Here is a 15052-nt window from a genome sequence, read left to right as displayed (position 1 = left end):
GGATACACCCGGTAGAGTGTCCATATCCCGATATTTCCGTCTCATCATAAGAGACGTCCGGGGGTTCGAACGCAAGGAGGCGTCACACCATGGGTCGCACACTGGCCGAGAAGGTCTGGGAGCAGCACGTCGTCCGCCGTGCCGAGGGTGAGCCCGACCTGCTCTACATCGACCTGCATCTCATCCACGAGGTGACCAGCCCGCAGGCGTTCGATGGGCTGCGTCTCAGCGGCCGGAAGGTGCGCCGCCCCGAGCTCACCATCGCCACCGAGGACCACAACGTCCCGACCGTGCTCGGCCCGATCTCGGACCCGGTCTCGCGGACCCAGGTCGAGACGCTGCGGAAGAACACCGCCGAGTTCGGGATCCGGCTGCACCCGATGGGCGACGCAGGTCAGGGCGTCGTGCACATCATCGGCCCGCAGTTCGGCCTCACACAGCCCGGCATGACGATCGTCTGCGGCGACTCCCACACCTCCACGCACGGCGCCTTCGGCGGCATCGCGTTCGGCATCGGCACCTCCGAGGTCGAGCACGTGCTGGCCACCCAGACGCTGCCCGCCTACCGGCCCAAGACGATGGCCATCGAGGTCAAGGGCGAGCTGCCGGTCGGTGTCACGGCCAAGGACCTGATCCTCGCCATCATCGCCAATATCGGCACGGGTGGCGGCCAGGGCTACATCGTCGAGTACCGCGGCGAGGCCGTCCGCAAGCTCTCCATGGAGGGCCGGATGACGATCTGCAACATGTCGATCGAGGCCGGTGCCCGGGCGGGCATGATCGCGCCGGACGAGACGACGTTCGAGTACCTCCGCGGGCGGCCCCACGCGCCGGCCGGGGCCGCGTGGGACGAGGCCGTCGCCTACTGGAAGACCCTGCGCACCGACGACGACGCCGAGTTCGACAAGGTCGTGGAGATCGACGCCTCGACGCTGACGCCGTTCGTGACCTGGGGCACGAACCCGGGCCAGGGCGCTCCGCTCGGCTCCGCCGTACCGTCCCCGGAGGACTTCGCGGACCCGGTGCAGCGGTCGGCGGCCGAGCGGGCCCTGGAGTACATGGGCCTGACGGCGGGCACGCCTCTGCGGGACGTCCAGGTGGACACCGTCTTCGTCGGCTCCTGCACCAACGGCCGCATCGAGGACCTGCGCGCCGCCGCCGACGTTCTGCGCGGCCGTACGGTCGTCACGCGCACGCTGATCGTCCCCGGCTCGATGCAGGTCAAGAAGGCCGCCGAGGAGGAGGGCCTGGACCAGGTGTTCAAGGCCGCCGGAGCGGAGTGGCGCGAGGCCGGCTGCTCGATGTGCCTGGGCATGAACCCGGACACGCTCCAGCCAGGCGAGCGCAGCGCCTCGACCTCCAACCGCAACTTCGAGGGCCGCCAGGGTAAGGGTGGCCGCACCCACCTGGTGTCGCCGCAGGTCGCCGCCGCGACCGCCGTCACCGGCCGGCTCACCGCGCCCGCCGACCTCTGACCCGGCCGTTCCGTCCCTAGGAAAGATCAATCATGGATGCCTTCACCACCCACACCGGCCGGGCCGTGCCGCTGCTGCGCAGCAACGTCGACACCGACCAGATCATCCCGGCCGTCTGGCTCAAGCAGGTCAGCCGCACCGGCTTCGAGAAGGGCCTGTTCGCCGCCTGGCGGGAGGACCCGTCGTTCGTCCTGAACGACCCGGCCTACGCCGGCGCGTCGATCCTCGTCTCGGGACCGGACTTCGGCACCGGCTCCTCCCGGGAGCACGCGGTCTGGGCGCTCCAGCAGTACGGCTTCCGCGTCGTGATCTCCTCCCGGTTCGGCGACATCTTCCGGAACAACTCCACCAAGATGGGCCTGCTGCCGGTCGTGCTGCCCGAGGACGTCGTCGAGCGTCTCCAGGCCGAGGTCGAGGCCGAACCGGCCAGGGAGATCACCGTCGATCTGGACGCCAAGGAGGTCCGCTTCGGGGACGTGGCCGTGCCGTTCGAGATCGACGACTACACACGGTGGCGGCTCATGGAGGGCCTCGACGACATCGGCCTGACCCTGCGTCACGCCGACGACATCGCAGAGTACGAGAATGGACGGCAGCCATGGCTGCCGACGACCGTCTGAACGATCTTCAGGCGCTAGATGACCTGCTGGCGCGGCGACTGCGTGATGCGCATCGCCGCGTCAGGGCGTTAGCCTTACCACAGGAGGACCGGGCACGCCTGACGCGTCGGCTGCTCGCAATCTGTGACGTGGCAAAACGGGACATAGCCCATGCGGCCGCCCGGCTGGACGCCTTCATCGCCTATCTGGACGGCACATCCGACACGCCGAGCAGGCGAAACATGCCCCCCGGTGATTGAGTCCCGCGCCCTCGTCCCCTAATTTCAAGCGCGTAAGGGGGAGGAACCAAATGAACAAGAAGGAACTCGTCGACGCGATCGCTGACCGCGTCGGTGACAGGAAGACGGCCACCGAGGCGGTCAACGCGGTGCTCGACGCTATCCAGAACGCCGTCGCCAGCGGTGACAAGGTCTCGATCACCGGCTTCGGCGCCTTTGAGATGGTGCACAAGCCCGCCCGTACGGCTCGCAACCCCTCGACCGGCGACCCGATCAAGGTGGCGGAGAGCTGGGCCCCGAAGTTCCGCCCGGGCGCCGATTTCAGGGACCAGGTGAACGCCGGAGGGAAGGCGTCCGCCAAGAAGAAGTAGGCGGCCAATCAGAGCCATGAACGGCGTCCGGTCTCGACCGGGCGCCGTTCGTCATGGCGCCGTCGTCCCGGCGTCAGTGCGTGACCAGCCAGTATGCCGGGCTCAGGCGGATCGTGGCGAGCGCGATCGTGGTGAGCGGCATACCGGCTGACTCTCACGGACCTTGGCCGAACGCTGCTGGACGACTGCGCGGAGAGTGCGGCTGGCGCGCTAGGGGACCGGGAACGTCGAAAGCGTGACGTAGGTGACGCGCTCGCCGGTCATGACGATGTTGACCCGCTGTCCCGAGCGCAGGTGCCGCAGCGGCCCGGCGTCGAAGGCGTCGGCGTCGAACGGGATCTCCGTCCCGTCGTCGAGGAACACCGAGCCCGAGCGCGTCTCACCGTCGAAGGTCTTCACCGTGGCCTGCACGCGCTCAGCCTAACCCGCGGCCTCCTCCGGAAGCCTCTGTCGCCTTCCGGGTGCGGATATCCCTTTGACCGGATATTTGGCGGCGGTGGGCGCCGGACAGGTGGCCGGGGTCCGGGCCGCCTTCTGCGCGGCCTGCGCCGGCTATGTGGTCGCCCACCTGCCGGTGGTGCTCTCTCCTCGGATTCGCCAGGTGGCGTAGGTCACGCCTCGATCCCCGGCTCTGCCGGTTGTCCGGGATGGTCTGGTTTCTCGGCGTATGAGGCGAGGCCGCGGATGATGATGTCGAGGCCCAGCTCGAACCGGTAGTCGTTCGACTCGTCCACCATCAGCTCGGCTATGGAGACGAGGTTGGGGAAGCGGTCCTGCGGGAGCGAGGAGAAGTACTGCTGGATCTCGTCCCGGATCGTCTCCCAGGACTTGGCGTCCATCCCCCGGTAGCGCTCCGCCCACATGCTCTCCTCCATGGTGAAGCCCTCCATGTAGGTCGAGAGCAGATCACCCGCGATCGCTATGACCGGGGCCGGCAGGCCGCCCGCCCGGAAGAGGGCGAACAACTTCTCCACGTGGGGGAGCAGCTCCGGCGTGAAGGGGACGTGGCCCATGGAGACCCTGGCCATGTCGCGATGGGCCAGCAGCCGCCGGCGGCCGCCGCGCGCGAAGTCCTTGACCTGCTCCTGCCAGTTCCCCGGGTCGGGCTCCGGCAGCTCGATGTCATCGAACAGGGTGTTGTACATGAGCTCCAGCAGCTCGTCCTTGCTGTTCACATGGACGTACAGCGCGGAGACGACGACGCCCAGCTCGGCGGCCACCTGGCGCATGCTCAGCCGCTCGTAGCCGTCCCTGTCGAGGACGACGAAGGCGGCGTCGACGATGCGCTCCCTCGTCAGGGGGACTCTGGCCGGCGCCGGACGTTTCCGCGGACGCTCCCACGGCGGTGTGGGCATGTCCGACTGACTCATGAGGACCTCCCACGCTTTTCCGCCTCCCGCTCTCCCGCTCATCGTAGTGAACGGCGCTCGGTCCGAAGAACGGCGCTCCTGTCTTGAGATATATCTTGTCGATCCCAACAAGGCGATATATCTTGAGAACATCGCACTTGTGGCTGAACACCGTTCAATGATAGAACGGCGCTCGCGTCTATGTGAACAGTGTTCTTTTGAACAGGAGGACTGATGAGCAATCCCGTCAGCGTGATGGCGTCCACGGCGCCGGCCGACGAGGCACCGCCGTACAGGTGGCGCTGGGCGGCACTTTTCGTGATCCTCGCCGCGGAGGTCATGGACCTTCTCGACGCGGTGGTGACGAACATCGCGGCGCCGACCATGCGGGCCGACCTCGGCGGCACGGGGGCCACGATCCAGTGGCTCGGCGCCGCGTACACGCTCTCGATGGCCGTGGGCCTCATCACCGGCGGCCGCCTCGGTGACATCTTCGGGCGTAAGCGGATGTTCCTGATCGGAGCCCTCGGCTTCACGGCCGGCTCCCTGCTCTGCGCCGTGGCGCAGTCGCCCGAGTTGCTGATCGGCTCCCGGGTGATCCAGGGCCTGTTCGGCGCGGTCATGCTTCCGCAGGGCCTCGGCATGATCAAGGAAATGTTCCCGCCGAAGGAGATGCAGACGGCGTTCGGCCTGTTCGGGCCCATCATGGGCCTGTCCGCGGTCGGCGGGCCGATCCTCGCGGGGTGGCTCGTCGAGGCTGACTACTTCGGCACCGGATGGCGCATGATCTTCCTGGTCAACCTGCCGCTCGGTCTCGCGGCGGTCATCGCGGGGCTGCGCTTCCTGCCGGAGTCGAGGTCGCCGCACCCGCTGAAGCTGGACCTCCCCGGCGTCGTCCTCGCCTCGCTCGGCGGCTTCCTGGTGATCTTCCCTCTGGTCCAGGGGCGCGAGCACGACTGGCCCGCCTGGACGTTCGTCATGCTGGCGGCCTCGGCCGTGGTCTTCCTGGCCTTCGGCTGGTTCGAGTCGCGTAAGAACCGCCAGGGCGGCGACCCGCTGGTCGTGCCCAGCCTGTTCCGCAAGCGGGCCTTCACCGGGGGCCTGCTCACCGGCACGGTGTTCTTCTCCGGCATGGCCGGGTTCATCCTGGTGTTCAACCTCTACACCCAGATGGGGCTCGGCTACTCGGCGCTGAAGGCCGGCCTCGCCATGGTGCCCTGGTCGGGGGGAATGATCGTCGGATTCGGCGTCGCCCAGGCGGTGCAGAAGTTCGGCCGGAAGGTGCTGCTGACCGGCACCCTGATCATGACTGTGGGGGTGCTCGGCGTGCTGCTGACCCTCGACATGAACGGCATGCGGGTCACCCCGTGGCAGCTCACGCCCGCCCTCGTGGTGTGCGGCATCGGCATGGGCCTGCTGATGGCGCCGTTCTTCGACATCGTGCTCGCCGGTGTGGAGCAGCACGAGAACGGCTCCGCGTCGGGCACGCTCACGGCCGTCCAGCAGCTCGGCAACGCGCTGGGCGTGGCCCTGCTCGGCACCGTCTTCTTCAACCTGCTCGGTTCCGTCCCGACCGGCACGAGCTTCGAGCACGCCATGAAGACCACCCTCTGGGTGGTGGCCGGAATGCTTGTCCTCACCTTCGCGGTGGCCTTCCTCCTGCCCAAGCACGCCCGTGAACCCGAGGAGCTCCCCGCCCCGGCGTGATCATGCACGGGTTCCCGGTTGTATGGCGCAGCACGGCGAACACCGGCCGTGATCATGCACAGGTTCCCGCATCACCGGGGTCAGCGGCGCTATCGGCAAGCCTGATCATGCACAAGCCGTCTGCTGCATGATCAGGCTTGTGGTTTCGGCTGCTCACGATCCATGTTCGGGAGAGCGTGCATGATCACGCGCAGGTAAGTGCCGGTCAGAGTCACAGTGGGGAACGTGTGCATGATCACGCCGGGGAGGGGGTTACCTGCGGTCCAGATGTGGGAGGCCGGTCGTGATCACCCCAAGGGTGGCGGGGCCGACACCGAGGGCCAGGGCCTCTCTCAGGTCGTCGACCGTGTCGACGTCCCGGCGGACCGAGGAGATGCCGTCCAAGGCCAACTCCTTCGCACCGCCCGACAGATGCCTGGCCCTCGACTCGCCCCCGAACCCCGGCCGGAAGGGGACGCCCGGCCGTACGCCGTAGAACGTCGTCCCCACGTCGGCGGCGTCCGGGACGAAGCACTCGTCGAACTCCAGCGCCGCCGACAGCACCTTCTCCAGCTCGGCCGCCCGCAGCGCCGGCAGGTCGGCCTGGAGCGCCCCCACCGCGTCGCCCGGCGCCAGCCGCGCCGCCTCCGCCGCGCCGAACCGGAGCGCCGCGTTGAGCCCCTTGTCGGGATCGGTCACCACGTGCGCCCCCAGTGCCGCCAGCCGTTCCGCCGGGACGGGGTCCGCCGTCACCACCACCACCCGGGCCACGAGCGCGCAGCTCAGCGCCGCCGCCACCGTGTCGCAGGCGACCGCCACCGCCAGATCGGTCCGGTACGGCCCCGCCGCCCCGGCGAGCCGGGTCTTCGCCCGTATAAGTGTCTTGACCGGCACCACCATGGACCATCGCACGAGCTGCATAACCTTAAGCATCCCGCCTCGACATTCCGCCGAGCCAGCCGGGAGACTTGAGCGCATTCCGTGACCATTCCGCGTGGCCATCCCCTGTTGACTTGGAGGCAGAGTGAGTCAGCCCAGTGAACGACCCGACGAGGTCGAGCAGCGGCCCCCCGGCACCGCCCAACCGGCGAGGCGTAAACGGGCCGGGCGCCCGCCCCGCCTCTGGGAACTCCTGGCCGTCGTGATCGTCAAACCGCTGGCGCTGTTCTTCATCAAGCGTCAGTGGCGCGGGGGCGAGCGAGTGCCCCGCAAGGGCGGCCTGATCATCGCCGCGAACCATCTGTCCTGGTCGGACCCGGTTCTGCTGTCGCATTTCCTCTACAACAACGGGCGCTGGCCGGTCATCCTCGCCAAGGCCGGGCTGTTCAAGGTGCCGGTCCTCGGCCATGTCGTCACGAAGATGCAGGCCGTTCCGGTAGCGCGGGGAAGCACGGAGGCCACCCAGTCTCTCAAGATCGCGGAGCAGCGGCTCAGGGACGGCGGGTGCGTCCTGTTCTACCCGGAGGGCACCATCACCCGCGATCCAGACATGTGGCCCATGGCCGGCAAGACGGGTGTGGCCCGGCTGGCCCTTGTCACGGGGGTGCCCGTCGTCCCCGTCGCCCACTGGGGTGCCCAGGAGCTCCTGCCGTACGGGGAGAAGAAGCCCCGGCTGTTCCCGCGCAAGAGGTTCCGCGTGCAGGCCGGGCCGCCGGTGGACCTGTCGAAGTACGCCGGTCTGCCGATGCGTGGATCGGTCCTCCGGGAGGCGACCGCCGACATCATGGCGGCCATCACCGCCCAGCTTGCCGAGATCCGTGATGAGAAGGCACCTGAAATCCCGTATGACCCGAAGAACGCTGCCAACGGCTGACTACGGCGTACGGTGAGGGGATGGCCCGTGACGGCGAGCCTGGCGGCAGTGGAGGAGTGGTGAGCGACCAGTGACCAAGGCGGTCGTGTTCGGTACAGGCTCGTGGGGGACGATGTTCGCGATGATCCTCGCCGAGGCGGGCACCCGGACGACGCTCTGGGGCAGGCGGGCGGAGATCGTCGAGGCGATCAACAATAAGCATGAGAACCCCGACTACCTGCCGGGACTCCGGCTCCCTGAGACGCTGCGCGCGACCACCGACCCGGCCGAGGCCATGGACGGCGCCGACTTCGTCGTCCTCGCCGTTCCGGCCCAGACCCTCCGGGGCAACCTGGCGGCCTGGAAGCCGGCGATCCCGCCGGACGCGGTGCTGGTCAGCCTGATGAAGGGCGTGGAGGTCGGCACCCGCAAGCGGATGAGCGAGGTCATCGGCGAGGTGGCCGAGGTGCCGGAGAGCCGGGTGGCCGTGGTCTCCGGGCCCAACCTGGTGGGCGAGCTGGCCCAGCGGCAGCCCGCCGCGACGGTCGTCGCCTGCACCGACGACGAGGTGGCCAACCGGCTCCAGGAGGCCTGTCACCTGCCGTGGTTCCGGACGTACACCAATCCCGATGTGGTGGGGGTCGAGCTGGGCGGGGCGGTGAAGAACGTCATCGCCCTGGCGGTCGGCGTCGCGGTCGGGATGGGCCTGGGCGACAACGTCCGGGCGACGCTCATGACCCGGGGCCTGGCCGAGATAGGGCGGCTCGGAGCCGCACTCGGGGCCGACCAGCACACGTTCGCCGGTCTCGCCGGCATGGGCGACCTGATAGCGACCTGTACGTCCCCATTGTCGCGGAACCGTACCTTCGGGGAGAATCTGGGACGCGGGATGACTCTCGCCGAGGTGGTGGCCGCGACGAGGCAGACCGCCGAGGGGGTCAAATCCTGCGAGTCGGTGCTCGACCTCGCGAGGAAGCACGATGTGGAGATGCCCATCACCGAAGTGGTCGTCGGCGTCGTCCACGACGGCATGACCCCCGGAGAGGCCGCCATGCTGCTGATGTCCCGCACTCCCAAGCCGGAACGCTACGGCGTGTGAGCTCAATGCGGCGCAGTCGAAGGAAGCTCGGGGAGAACACCCGGGCCGTCCACCTTCCGTCCCCTCCGCTGCCTCGCCAGGTCCCGATAGGCCTTCCCGTGTGGCGGACGGCCGCGTGGAGCTTCGAGAGCTCGGGCGAGTACGCCGACGTGCTGGCCGACCGCATGCCGGGCTTCGCCTACAGCCGGATCGACAATCCCACCGTCGCGGCGTTCGCCGCCGCGGTCGCGGCGCTGGAGGGGGCCGCCGCGCCGGAGGACGTGTCGGCGCAGGCCTTCTCGTCGGGCATGGCCGCGATCAACGCCGTCTTCATGGCGTTCCTCCGCTCGGGGGCGCACGTGGTGGCTCCGGCGCCCGTCCACGGCGGCACCTACTCGCTGCTGATCAACGTGCTGTCCCGGTTCGGGGTGTCGGTGGACTTCGTCGACTACTCCGACCTGCGGCGGGTCCACGCCGCGATCCGCTCGACCACGAAGATCGTCTATGCGGAGACCCTGGCCCACCCTACGATGATGGTGACCGACATCCGGGGGCTCTACCGCATCGCCCGTTACGCGGGAGCGCTGCTCGTCATCGACTCCTCCACGGCTACGCCGATCGTGTGCCGGCCACTGGAGCACGGCGCCGACCTCGTGGTCCACTCGGCGACCAAGTACATCGGCGGGCACGACGACTGCACCGGGGGAGTCGTGGTGGGCCGGCCCGACCTCATGAGCCAGATCCGCGAGGTGCGGGTCGACACCGGCGCCTCGCTCTCCCCGGACGACGCGTTCCTCCTGCGCCGCGGGCTGGAGACGCTGACGCTCCGCGTGCGCCGCATGTGCTCGACCGCCATGGAGTTCGCCGCGTCGGTGGCCAAGCACCCGGCGGTGCGCCGCGTCGACTACCCGGGCCTGCCCAACCACCCCGGCCACCAGCTCGCCCGGCACCTGTTCGACTCCGGCCCCGAGGGCACCCGTTTCGGCGCCTGCGTGACCGTGATCCCGCACGGCGGCTACGAGGCCGGGATGGCGCTCGCGGACGCGCTGCGGCTGACCGGGATCGCGTCGTCCCTCGGCGGGACCCACACCAAGGTCACGCACCTCGCTTCGGTGCTCCGCTCCGATGAGGCCCTTTCGGGCGTGGACGCGGGAGCCGTACGGTTCTCGATCGGGCTGGAGGACGCCGAAGACCTCATCATGGACGTCACCCAGGCCCTCGACACGCTGCGTTCCACCAGCCCGACGCGGGGCTGACAAGCCGTTTTGACGGCCAGACGCGGTAGATTCGGGCATCATGAACGAGGATCGCGAGTCCCAGCCGCGCGTGCGCGTGGCAGTCGTCTTCGGAGGCCGCAACTCAGAGCACGCCGTGTCCCTCATGGGAGCCGGGAGCGTGCTGGAGGCCATCGACCAGTCGAAATACGAGGTCGTCCCCATCGGAATCGCCCAGGACGGGCGCTGGGTGCTGGCTTCTGGCAGCCAGACCTACGCGATCGAGTCGGGCCGCCTTCCGGTCGTCGACGAGTCCGGTACGGCTCTCGCGCTCCCCTCCGAGTCCGGCTCTCTCGTGGCTCTCCAGCCCGGTGAGATCCCGCGCTCCCTCGGCCAGGTCGACGTGGTGTTCCCCGTCATGCACGGCCCCTTCGGGGAGGACGGCACGATCCAAGGGCTCCTGGAGATGGCCGGCGTCCGATATGTCGGCTCCGGCGTGCTGGCCAGCGCGGTCGGCATGGACAAGGCGTACATGAAGGCCCTGCTGAAGGCCGCCGGGCTGCCCGTCGGCCCGTTCGTCGTCGTCCGGGACCGTGACTGGCGCACCGACCGCGCCAGGGTCCTCAAGGAGGTCGAGGAGCTCGGCTGGCCGGTGTTCGTCAAGCCCGCCCGGGCGGGGTCCTCCCAGGGCATCTCCAAGGCCCACGACGTGGAGTCGCTTGAGGCCGCGGTCGAGTACGCCCGCGAGCACGACCCGAAGGTGCTGGTTGAGGCCGCCATCCTCGGCCGTGAGATCGAGTGCGCGGTGCTGGAGTCACTCGGCGACGCTCCGCCTACGGCGAGCATTCCGGGAGAGGTGCTGGTCCGGGGCGAGCACGAGTTCTTCGACTTCGAGGCCAAGTACTATCCCGATCAGATGGCGCTCGACGTGCCCGCCGACATCCCCGCCGAGACGGCGGAGGCCCTGCGCGCCATGGCCGTCCGGGCGTTCGAGGCGCTCGGCTGCGAGGGGCTGTCCCGGGTCGACTTCTTCTACACCCCTTCAGGTGAGCTGATCGTCAACGAGATCAACACGATGCCCGGCTTCACCTCGCTGTCGGTCGCCCCGCAGCTCTGGGCCGCCACCGGCCTGCCGTACGACCGGCTCGTGGACCGCCTTATCCAGCTCGCGCTCAACCGCCCGGCGGGCCTGCGTTAGCGATCCGTCTGGGCATCGTCCCCGGTTGCAAGCCGCCTCACGCTGTGAAGCTGGGCGGGTTCCGTGACGTGCGACTTCAGTCGGGGATGGTCGCCTTGATGGGGCCGGAGAGATCGACCAGGACCGTCCCGGAGGAGTGTTCCCTTGAGATCGTCACCTCGACGTACGCCTCGCGGTTGATCGCGGTGAACAGCGTCGGCTTGCGAGGATCGGCGAACCAGGCGATGCCGTTGATGTCCGACACCTCGGCGGTGGCGGCCATCGCGGCGGGCCGCTCCACGCCGCAGCGGAGCGCGATCTCCCCGGCCCCCCAGACGGCGACGTACGGCGAAGCGGGCTCGGACGCGACGCGATCGAGCCCGTCGAGCCGGTGGGGCAGCGCCGCGTCGAGTTTCCGGCACGCGGCCGCCGCCGCGCCCATCGGCGTGGGTGGTTCCACCCGCACCGTCGAGGAGCATCCCGTCACGGCGGCCAGCACGGCCGCCGCCATTGCGAGAAGGGCTGGTGTGCGCATCGGTTTCCAGGGCGGCCGAGAAGCCGGTCCGAGCAGGCGCCCGGAGGGCCTCCCGGATAGATTTGCGGCTAGATATGGACGATCGGACACGTAAGGGTACGAGTGATTCCCTCCACGGCCTGGATCTGGGCGACCACGAGCTTGCCGAGCTCGTCGACGTTGCGGGCCTCGGCCCGGACGATCACGTCGTAGGGGCCGGTGACATCCTCGGCCTGGGTGACGCCCGTGATTCCCGCTATCTCGCCGGCCACGCTGGCCGCCTTGCCGACCTCGGTCTGGATAAGGATGTAGGCCTGCACCATCACGTCCTCCGGATAGAGATCAGTGCCGGAGCGTAACCGTACCTCGAATGCACAAGGGGTGTGTCATCACAGTCGGAGATCTCGGCGAATTCCGTGTAATTAGGCGTATTTCCGGACGCTTACCGCAGGGTGCGGCTGTGCTCCTGGGCCCCGGCGACGACGCCGCGATCTTGAAGGCGCCCGACGGGCGGGTCGTTGTCAGTACCGATCTTTTGATTGAGGGTAGGCACTTCCGCCGCGATTGGTCCAGCGGGTACGACATTGGACGTAAAGCCGCGGCACAGAATCTTTCCGACATAGTGGCTATGGGGGCCGATCCCACGGCCATAGTGGTCGGTCTCGGGCTTCCTGGCGACGCGCCCACCGACTGGCTCGACGCGCTCACCGACGGTTTCCGGGATGAATGCGCCCTCGTGGAGGCCACCGTGGCAGGGGGGGATATCGCCCGCTCGGACATCGTGGTCCTCGGCGTGACCGCGCTCGGAGATCTCGGCGGCCGAGCGCCGGTGACCCGTTCCGGCGCGCGTCCGGGCCAGGTCGTCGCCATCGCCGGGCGCCTCGGCCACGCGGCCGCCGGGCTCGCCCTCCTACAAGCCGGCCGAATGGGTCCAGGCCGGGCGGACTCCGGCCAGGTGGAGTCAGGTCGGGTGGAGCCGGGTCGGGTGGAGCCGGGTCGGGTGGAGTCCAGCCGGGAGTATGTCGGCCGTCTCGTGGATGCCCACCGCAGACCCGAGCCGCCGTACGCCTGCGGGCCCCAGGCCGCCCGGCTGGGCGCCACGGCCATGCTCGACGTCAGCGACGGCCTGATTCAGGATGTCGGCCACATCGCCGCAGCCAGTGGCGTCCGCATCTCCCTCGATCCCGACGCGCTGCCGGTCCCCGAAATCCTCGCCGAGGCCGCGGCGGAGCTGGGCGCCGACCCGCTGGAGTGGGTCCTGACCGGCGGCGACGATCACGCGCTTGCCGCGACCTTCCCCAAAGAAGTACGGCTCCCGCCTGCCTGGCGGATTGTCGGCCGAGTCACAGAGGGCGAGGGAGTGCAGGTCACAGGCCGTCCCGAGACCACGGGGGGCTGGGACCACTTCAGGGGATGATGTGAAATTTGTGACAAAGGCGTATTAGATCTGTTATGAAGTATGGCGGTCGCCAACAGGAAGGACCGCCAATGGGCCGTCACACGTCAGGACGACACTCCGGAGATGGGCAGCCATCCGTTCCGGCATCCTCTCCGGACGATCGGTCGAGGACGGGTCGTGCGCGCGGCGACTTCACCTTCCGCTGGCCGGACCCGCCTACTGACAGCCCCGGGACAGCCTCTTCAGGCGATGCCGATACGGTCGTGTGGCGCTCCAACGCCCTCACCGACCTGGGATTCTCCGCGCTTTCCCCCGAAAGCCTGGCAGCCGAGGACAGCGCCCCCCCTAGCCCCGGCCCTGCTCCCGAAAGCCCCGGCCCCGCTCCCGACGCCCCCGCTGTCGGCAGCGCCGCCCTCATCCCCATCCCCGGCGGCCCCGCTTCCGGCAGCCCGGCTCTCGGCAGCGGTGGTGCCGACAGCGGTGGTGCCGACAGCGCCCCTCCCGAGAGGCGTACTCCCAACAGGCCCGCTTCCGACAGTCCCTCTCCCAACGGCCGGGCTCTCGGCCGCGCGGGAGACGGTCTTGCGGGCGTCGGCGGTCCTGGTTCCGACAGTCCTGGTTTCGACAGCCCCGGTTTCGACAGCCCCGGTTTCGACAGCCCTGGCGTCGACCGCCTGGGCCTCGGCAGGCCCTTTGTGGACAGGCACTTTCTGGACGGGACCGCTACTGACAGGCTCTCCAACGCGCTCCTCGCCGCCGGCGCAGGATCGGAGCGGTTCACATCCGAAACGCTCGAAGCCAAGCGGCTGAGGCACGAGAGCCCCAAAGCCGACTGCCTCGACCCCGAGAGCCGCACCTTCGGCAGCCCGGGAAGCCACAGCGCTGCGTTCGGCAGCCATGGACTGGAGATCTCCGACCCTAGAGACCTTGAGGCCGGAACACTGGCGGTCAGAGGAATCACGCCCGAGCAATCCGGGGCCTACACGCTCTCAGACGAGGGTGGTGGCGGCCGGGGTGGGTTTCCTGGCTCAGGGTGGGACGAACCAGCACCGCCGCGACGATTTCGCCGGATGGCTCTTGTGTCGGGAGTTTCCGTACTGCTGGCCATAGGGGTGACGTTCGGCGGAGTCCGGCTGGTCGCCGGACGCACCGCGCTGACCGTCGACCCCCCGGGCGCGACCTGTGCTTCCGCCAGTCGCTGCGGCGCGGCCTCAGCGGCTGATGCGCTCACCGCCACGGGCCTGACCTCCGCAGCTGCACCCCGTTCCACGACGCCCCCCAGCGCGGGTGCCCCGGGCTCCGGCATATCTTCCGGCGACGACCCCACACCCCAGCCCGGTACGGCGACGCCTTCGAGCCCTGCGGCCGCTGGATCGCCCTCTCTCGCCACACCGGCTCCTGCCTCAGCGCTGGCTCCCACGGTGAATCCCAGCATCCCGAGCGCCGGCCGTATGGGACCAACTAGAGATCCACAGGCCGCGAAGACCCATAAGCCAGGCGCTTCTGGCAACTCCGAGCGCCCTCCGGCCGGGACCGGCGATTCGACCGGCGACCCGGCGGCCGGTTCGGACACCACGCAAGGCGCCGCACCCTTCGCCGGAACGGGCACTGGCGAGTGGAGTGCCACTCCGGCTGCGGACACCGCCCGCGTCAGCCTGGCCTTCGAGGTCACGCGGCAGGACGAGGATGGCTACAGCGCACGCCTGGTCGTCCGCAACGAAGCCGCGGACCTCTCGTCCTGGACGATTGAGCTCCCTATCGGCGGCCAGGTCGTCTCAGTGGACGGTTTCCAGTGGGAGCAGCACGGCGACACCTTGTCCATCACGTCCGATGAGCCGCTCACCGCGGTCGACAAGGTGACAGTCACGCTCGACGCCCACGGCACGGCCGAGCCCCCTGCCGACTGCACGCTGAGAGACGGCGATTGCGGCGTCTCCAACTGAGCCCGCCGAGCCGTGCCGTGGCGCTCCCGAGGAACGGTGATGCGGAGATTCCGCTGGGCCACGCGGGGCAGCTGAACCGGGCGTGGGCCCTACAGAACCGCACCGGTTGCCTTGTTGTTCTTGCTCAGGTTCGGAATCTTCCGGCGTAGCGGCCTTTTCTGCCGAGGTGGGTGAGGGTCCAGGTGCCGTCGGGGTTGCGGTGGGTGGTGTAGCGGT

At 69.1% G+C, this 15052-nt stretch carries 17 protein-coding genes; 12 read left to right on the top strand and 5 right to left on the bottom strand.

The features are described from left to right. Window positions 1–89: 89 nt before the first annotated feature. The 4 genes from leuC to ABH927_RS18110 are packed head-to-tail and all read left to right on the top strand — an operon-like array spanning window position 90 to window position 2684. Complete coding sequence (gene leuC, locus ABH927_RS18125; protein WP_370022988.1) at window positions 90–1475, top strand: 3-isopropylmalate dehydratase large subunit; 1386 nt, start codon at window positions 90–92, stop codon at window positions 1473–1475. Window positions 1476–1507: 32 nt separating this feature from the next. After that, window positions 1508–2095: a 3-isopropylmalate dehydratase small subunit gene (leuD, locus tag ABH927_RS18120; RefSeq protein WP_370022986.1), complete on the top strand. Its 588-nt coding sequence runs from the start codon at window positions 1508–1510 to the stop codon at window positions 2093–2095. Next, window positions 2074–2334 (top strand): hypothetical protein, encoded by a 261-nt coding sequence (locus tag ABH927_RS18115; RefSeq protein ID WP_370022984.1) that lies wholly within the window; start codon window positions 2074–2076, stop codon window positions 2332–2334. The genes leuD and ABH927_RS18115 overlap by 22 nt, the downstream gene beginning before the upstream one ends. A gap of 50 nt (window positions 2335–2384) precedes the next feature. After that, window positions 2385–2684 carry an HU family DNA-binding protein gene (locus tag ABH927_RS18110; protein ID WP_261584248.1) on the top strand — a complete coding sequence of 100 codons (300 nt, stop codon included), beginning with the start codon at window positions 2385–2387 and terminating at the stop codon, window positions 2682–2684. Between the two features lie 210 nt (window positions 2685–2894). Here the strand turns inward: ABH927_RS18110 and ABH927_RS18105 are convergent, their stop codons facing one another. Beyond that, window positions 2895–3095, bottom strand: a complete 201-nt coding sequence (locus ABH927_RS18105) for a hypothetical protein (protein WP_370022982.1) — start codon at window positions 3093–3095, stop codon at window positions 2895–2897. Between the two features lie 64 nt (window positions 3096–3159). Here ABH927_RS18105 and ABH927_RS18100 point away from each other — a divergent pair, with 64 nt between their 5' ends. Then, window positions 3160–3294, top strand: a complete 135-nt coding sequence (locus ABH927_RS18100) for a hypothetical protein (protein WP_370022980.1) — start codon at window positions 3160–3162, stop codon at window positions 3292–3294. 1 nt (window position 3295) lies between these two features. On the opposite strand, the gene ABH927_RS18095 is transcribed toward ABH927_RS18100, so the two are convergent. After that, a complete protein-coding gene (locus ABH927_RS18095; RefSeq protein ID WP_370022978.1) occupies window positions 3296–4054 on the bottom strand; it encodes a TetR/AcrR family transcriptional regulator in 759 nt (252 codons plus the stop codon). A 213-nt stretch (window positions 4055–4267) separates the two neighbouring features. On the opposite strand from ABH927_RS18095, the gene ABH927_RS18090 reads away from it, so the two are divergent. Beyond that, the gene (locus ABH927_RS18090; RefSeq protein WP_370022976.1) at window positions 4268–5740 is read left to right on the top strand and encodes an MFS transporter; all 1473 of its coding nucleotides are present in this window, start codon (window positions 4268–4270) and stop codon (window positions 5738–5740) included. Between the two features lie 252 nt (window positions 5741–5992). Here the strand turns inward: ABH927_RS18090 and cofC are convergent, their stop codons facing one another. Continuing rightward, entirely contained in the window at window positions 5993–6640 is a 648-nt protein-coding gene (gene cofC, locus ABH927_RS18085; RefSeq protein ID WP_370022974.1) for a 2-phospho-L-lactate guanylyltransferase, read from the bottom strand. A 103-nt stretch (window positions 6641–6743) separates the two neighbouring features. Between cofC and ABH927_RS18080 the strand changes: the two genes are divergently transcribed. From ABH927_RS18080 to ABH927_RS18065, 4 genes are all read left to right on the top strand, one after another. Continuing rightward, window positions 6744–7532 (top strand): lysophospholipid acyltransferase family protein, encoded by a 789-nt coding sequence (locus ABH927_RS18080; protein ID WP_370022972.1) that lies wholly within the window; start codon window positions 6744–6746, stop codon window positions 7530–7532. Window positions 7533–7602: 70 nt separating this feature from the next. Next, entirely contained in the window at window positions 7603–8610 is a 1008-nt protein-coding gene (locus ABH927_RS18075) for an NAD(P)H-dependent glycerol-3-phosphate dehydrogenase (protein ID WP_370022970.1), read from the top strand. 5 nt (window positions 8611–8615) lie between these two features. Beyond that, window positions 8616–9845, top strand: coding sequence for a PLP-dependent aspartate aminotransferase family protein (locus ABH927_RS18070; protein WP_370022968.1), 1230 nt, complete (start codon window positions 8616–8618; stop codon window positions 9843–9845). A gap of 40 nt (window positions 9846–9885) precedes the next feature. Continuing rightward, on the top strand, window positions 9886–11001 hold the full coding sequence (locus ABH927_RS18065; protein WP_370022966.1) for a D-alanine--D-alanine ligase family protein: 1116 nt from the start codon (window positions 9886–9888) through the stop codon (window positions 10999–11001). 76 nt (window positions 11002–11077) lie between these two features. Here the strand turns inward: ABH927_RS18065 and ABH927_RS18060 are convergent, their stop codons facing one another. Both ABH927_RS18060 and ABH927_RS18055 read right to left on the bottom strand, forming a co-directional pair. Beyond that, the gene (locus ABH927_RS18060; protein WP_370022964.1) at window positions 11078–11515 is read right to left on the bottom strand and encodes a DUF3515 domain-containing protein; all 438 of its coding nucleotides are present in this window, start codon (window positions 11513–11515) and stop codon (window positions 11078–11080) included. Between the two features lie 68 nt (window positions 11516–11583). Further along, a complete protein-coding gene (locus ABH927_RS18055) occupies window positions 11584–11817 on the bottom strand; it encodes an Lrp/AsnC family transcriptional regulator (protein WP_261584269.1) in 234 nt (77 codons plus the stop codon). 47 nt (window positions 11818–11864) lie between these two features. On the opposite strand from ABH927_RS18055, the gene ABH927_RS18050 reads away from it, so the two are divergent. Further along, window positions 11865–12911, top strand: a complete 1047-nt coding sequence (locus tag ABH927_RS18050; RefSeq protein ID WP_370022962.1) for a thiamine-phosphate kinase — start codon at window positions 11865–11867, stop codon at window positions 12909–12911. Window positions 12912–14314: 1403 nt separating this feature from the next. Then, entirely contained in the window at window positions 14315–14836 is a 522-nt protein-coding gene (locus ABH927_RS18045; RefSeq protein WP_370022960.1) for a hypothetical protein, read from the top strand. Window positions 14837–15052: the final 216 nt, after the last annotated feature.

Origin of the sequence: Planotetraspora sp. GP83 (assembly GCF_041262585.1) — a bacterium.
GTDB lineage: Bacteria > Actinomycetota > Actinomycetes > Streptosporangiales > Streptosporangiaceae > JAOEGB01.
Note: the sequence above shows the minus strand (reverse complement) of the source record. Positions and strands in the feature narration are given on the sequence as shown.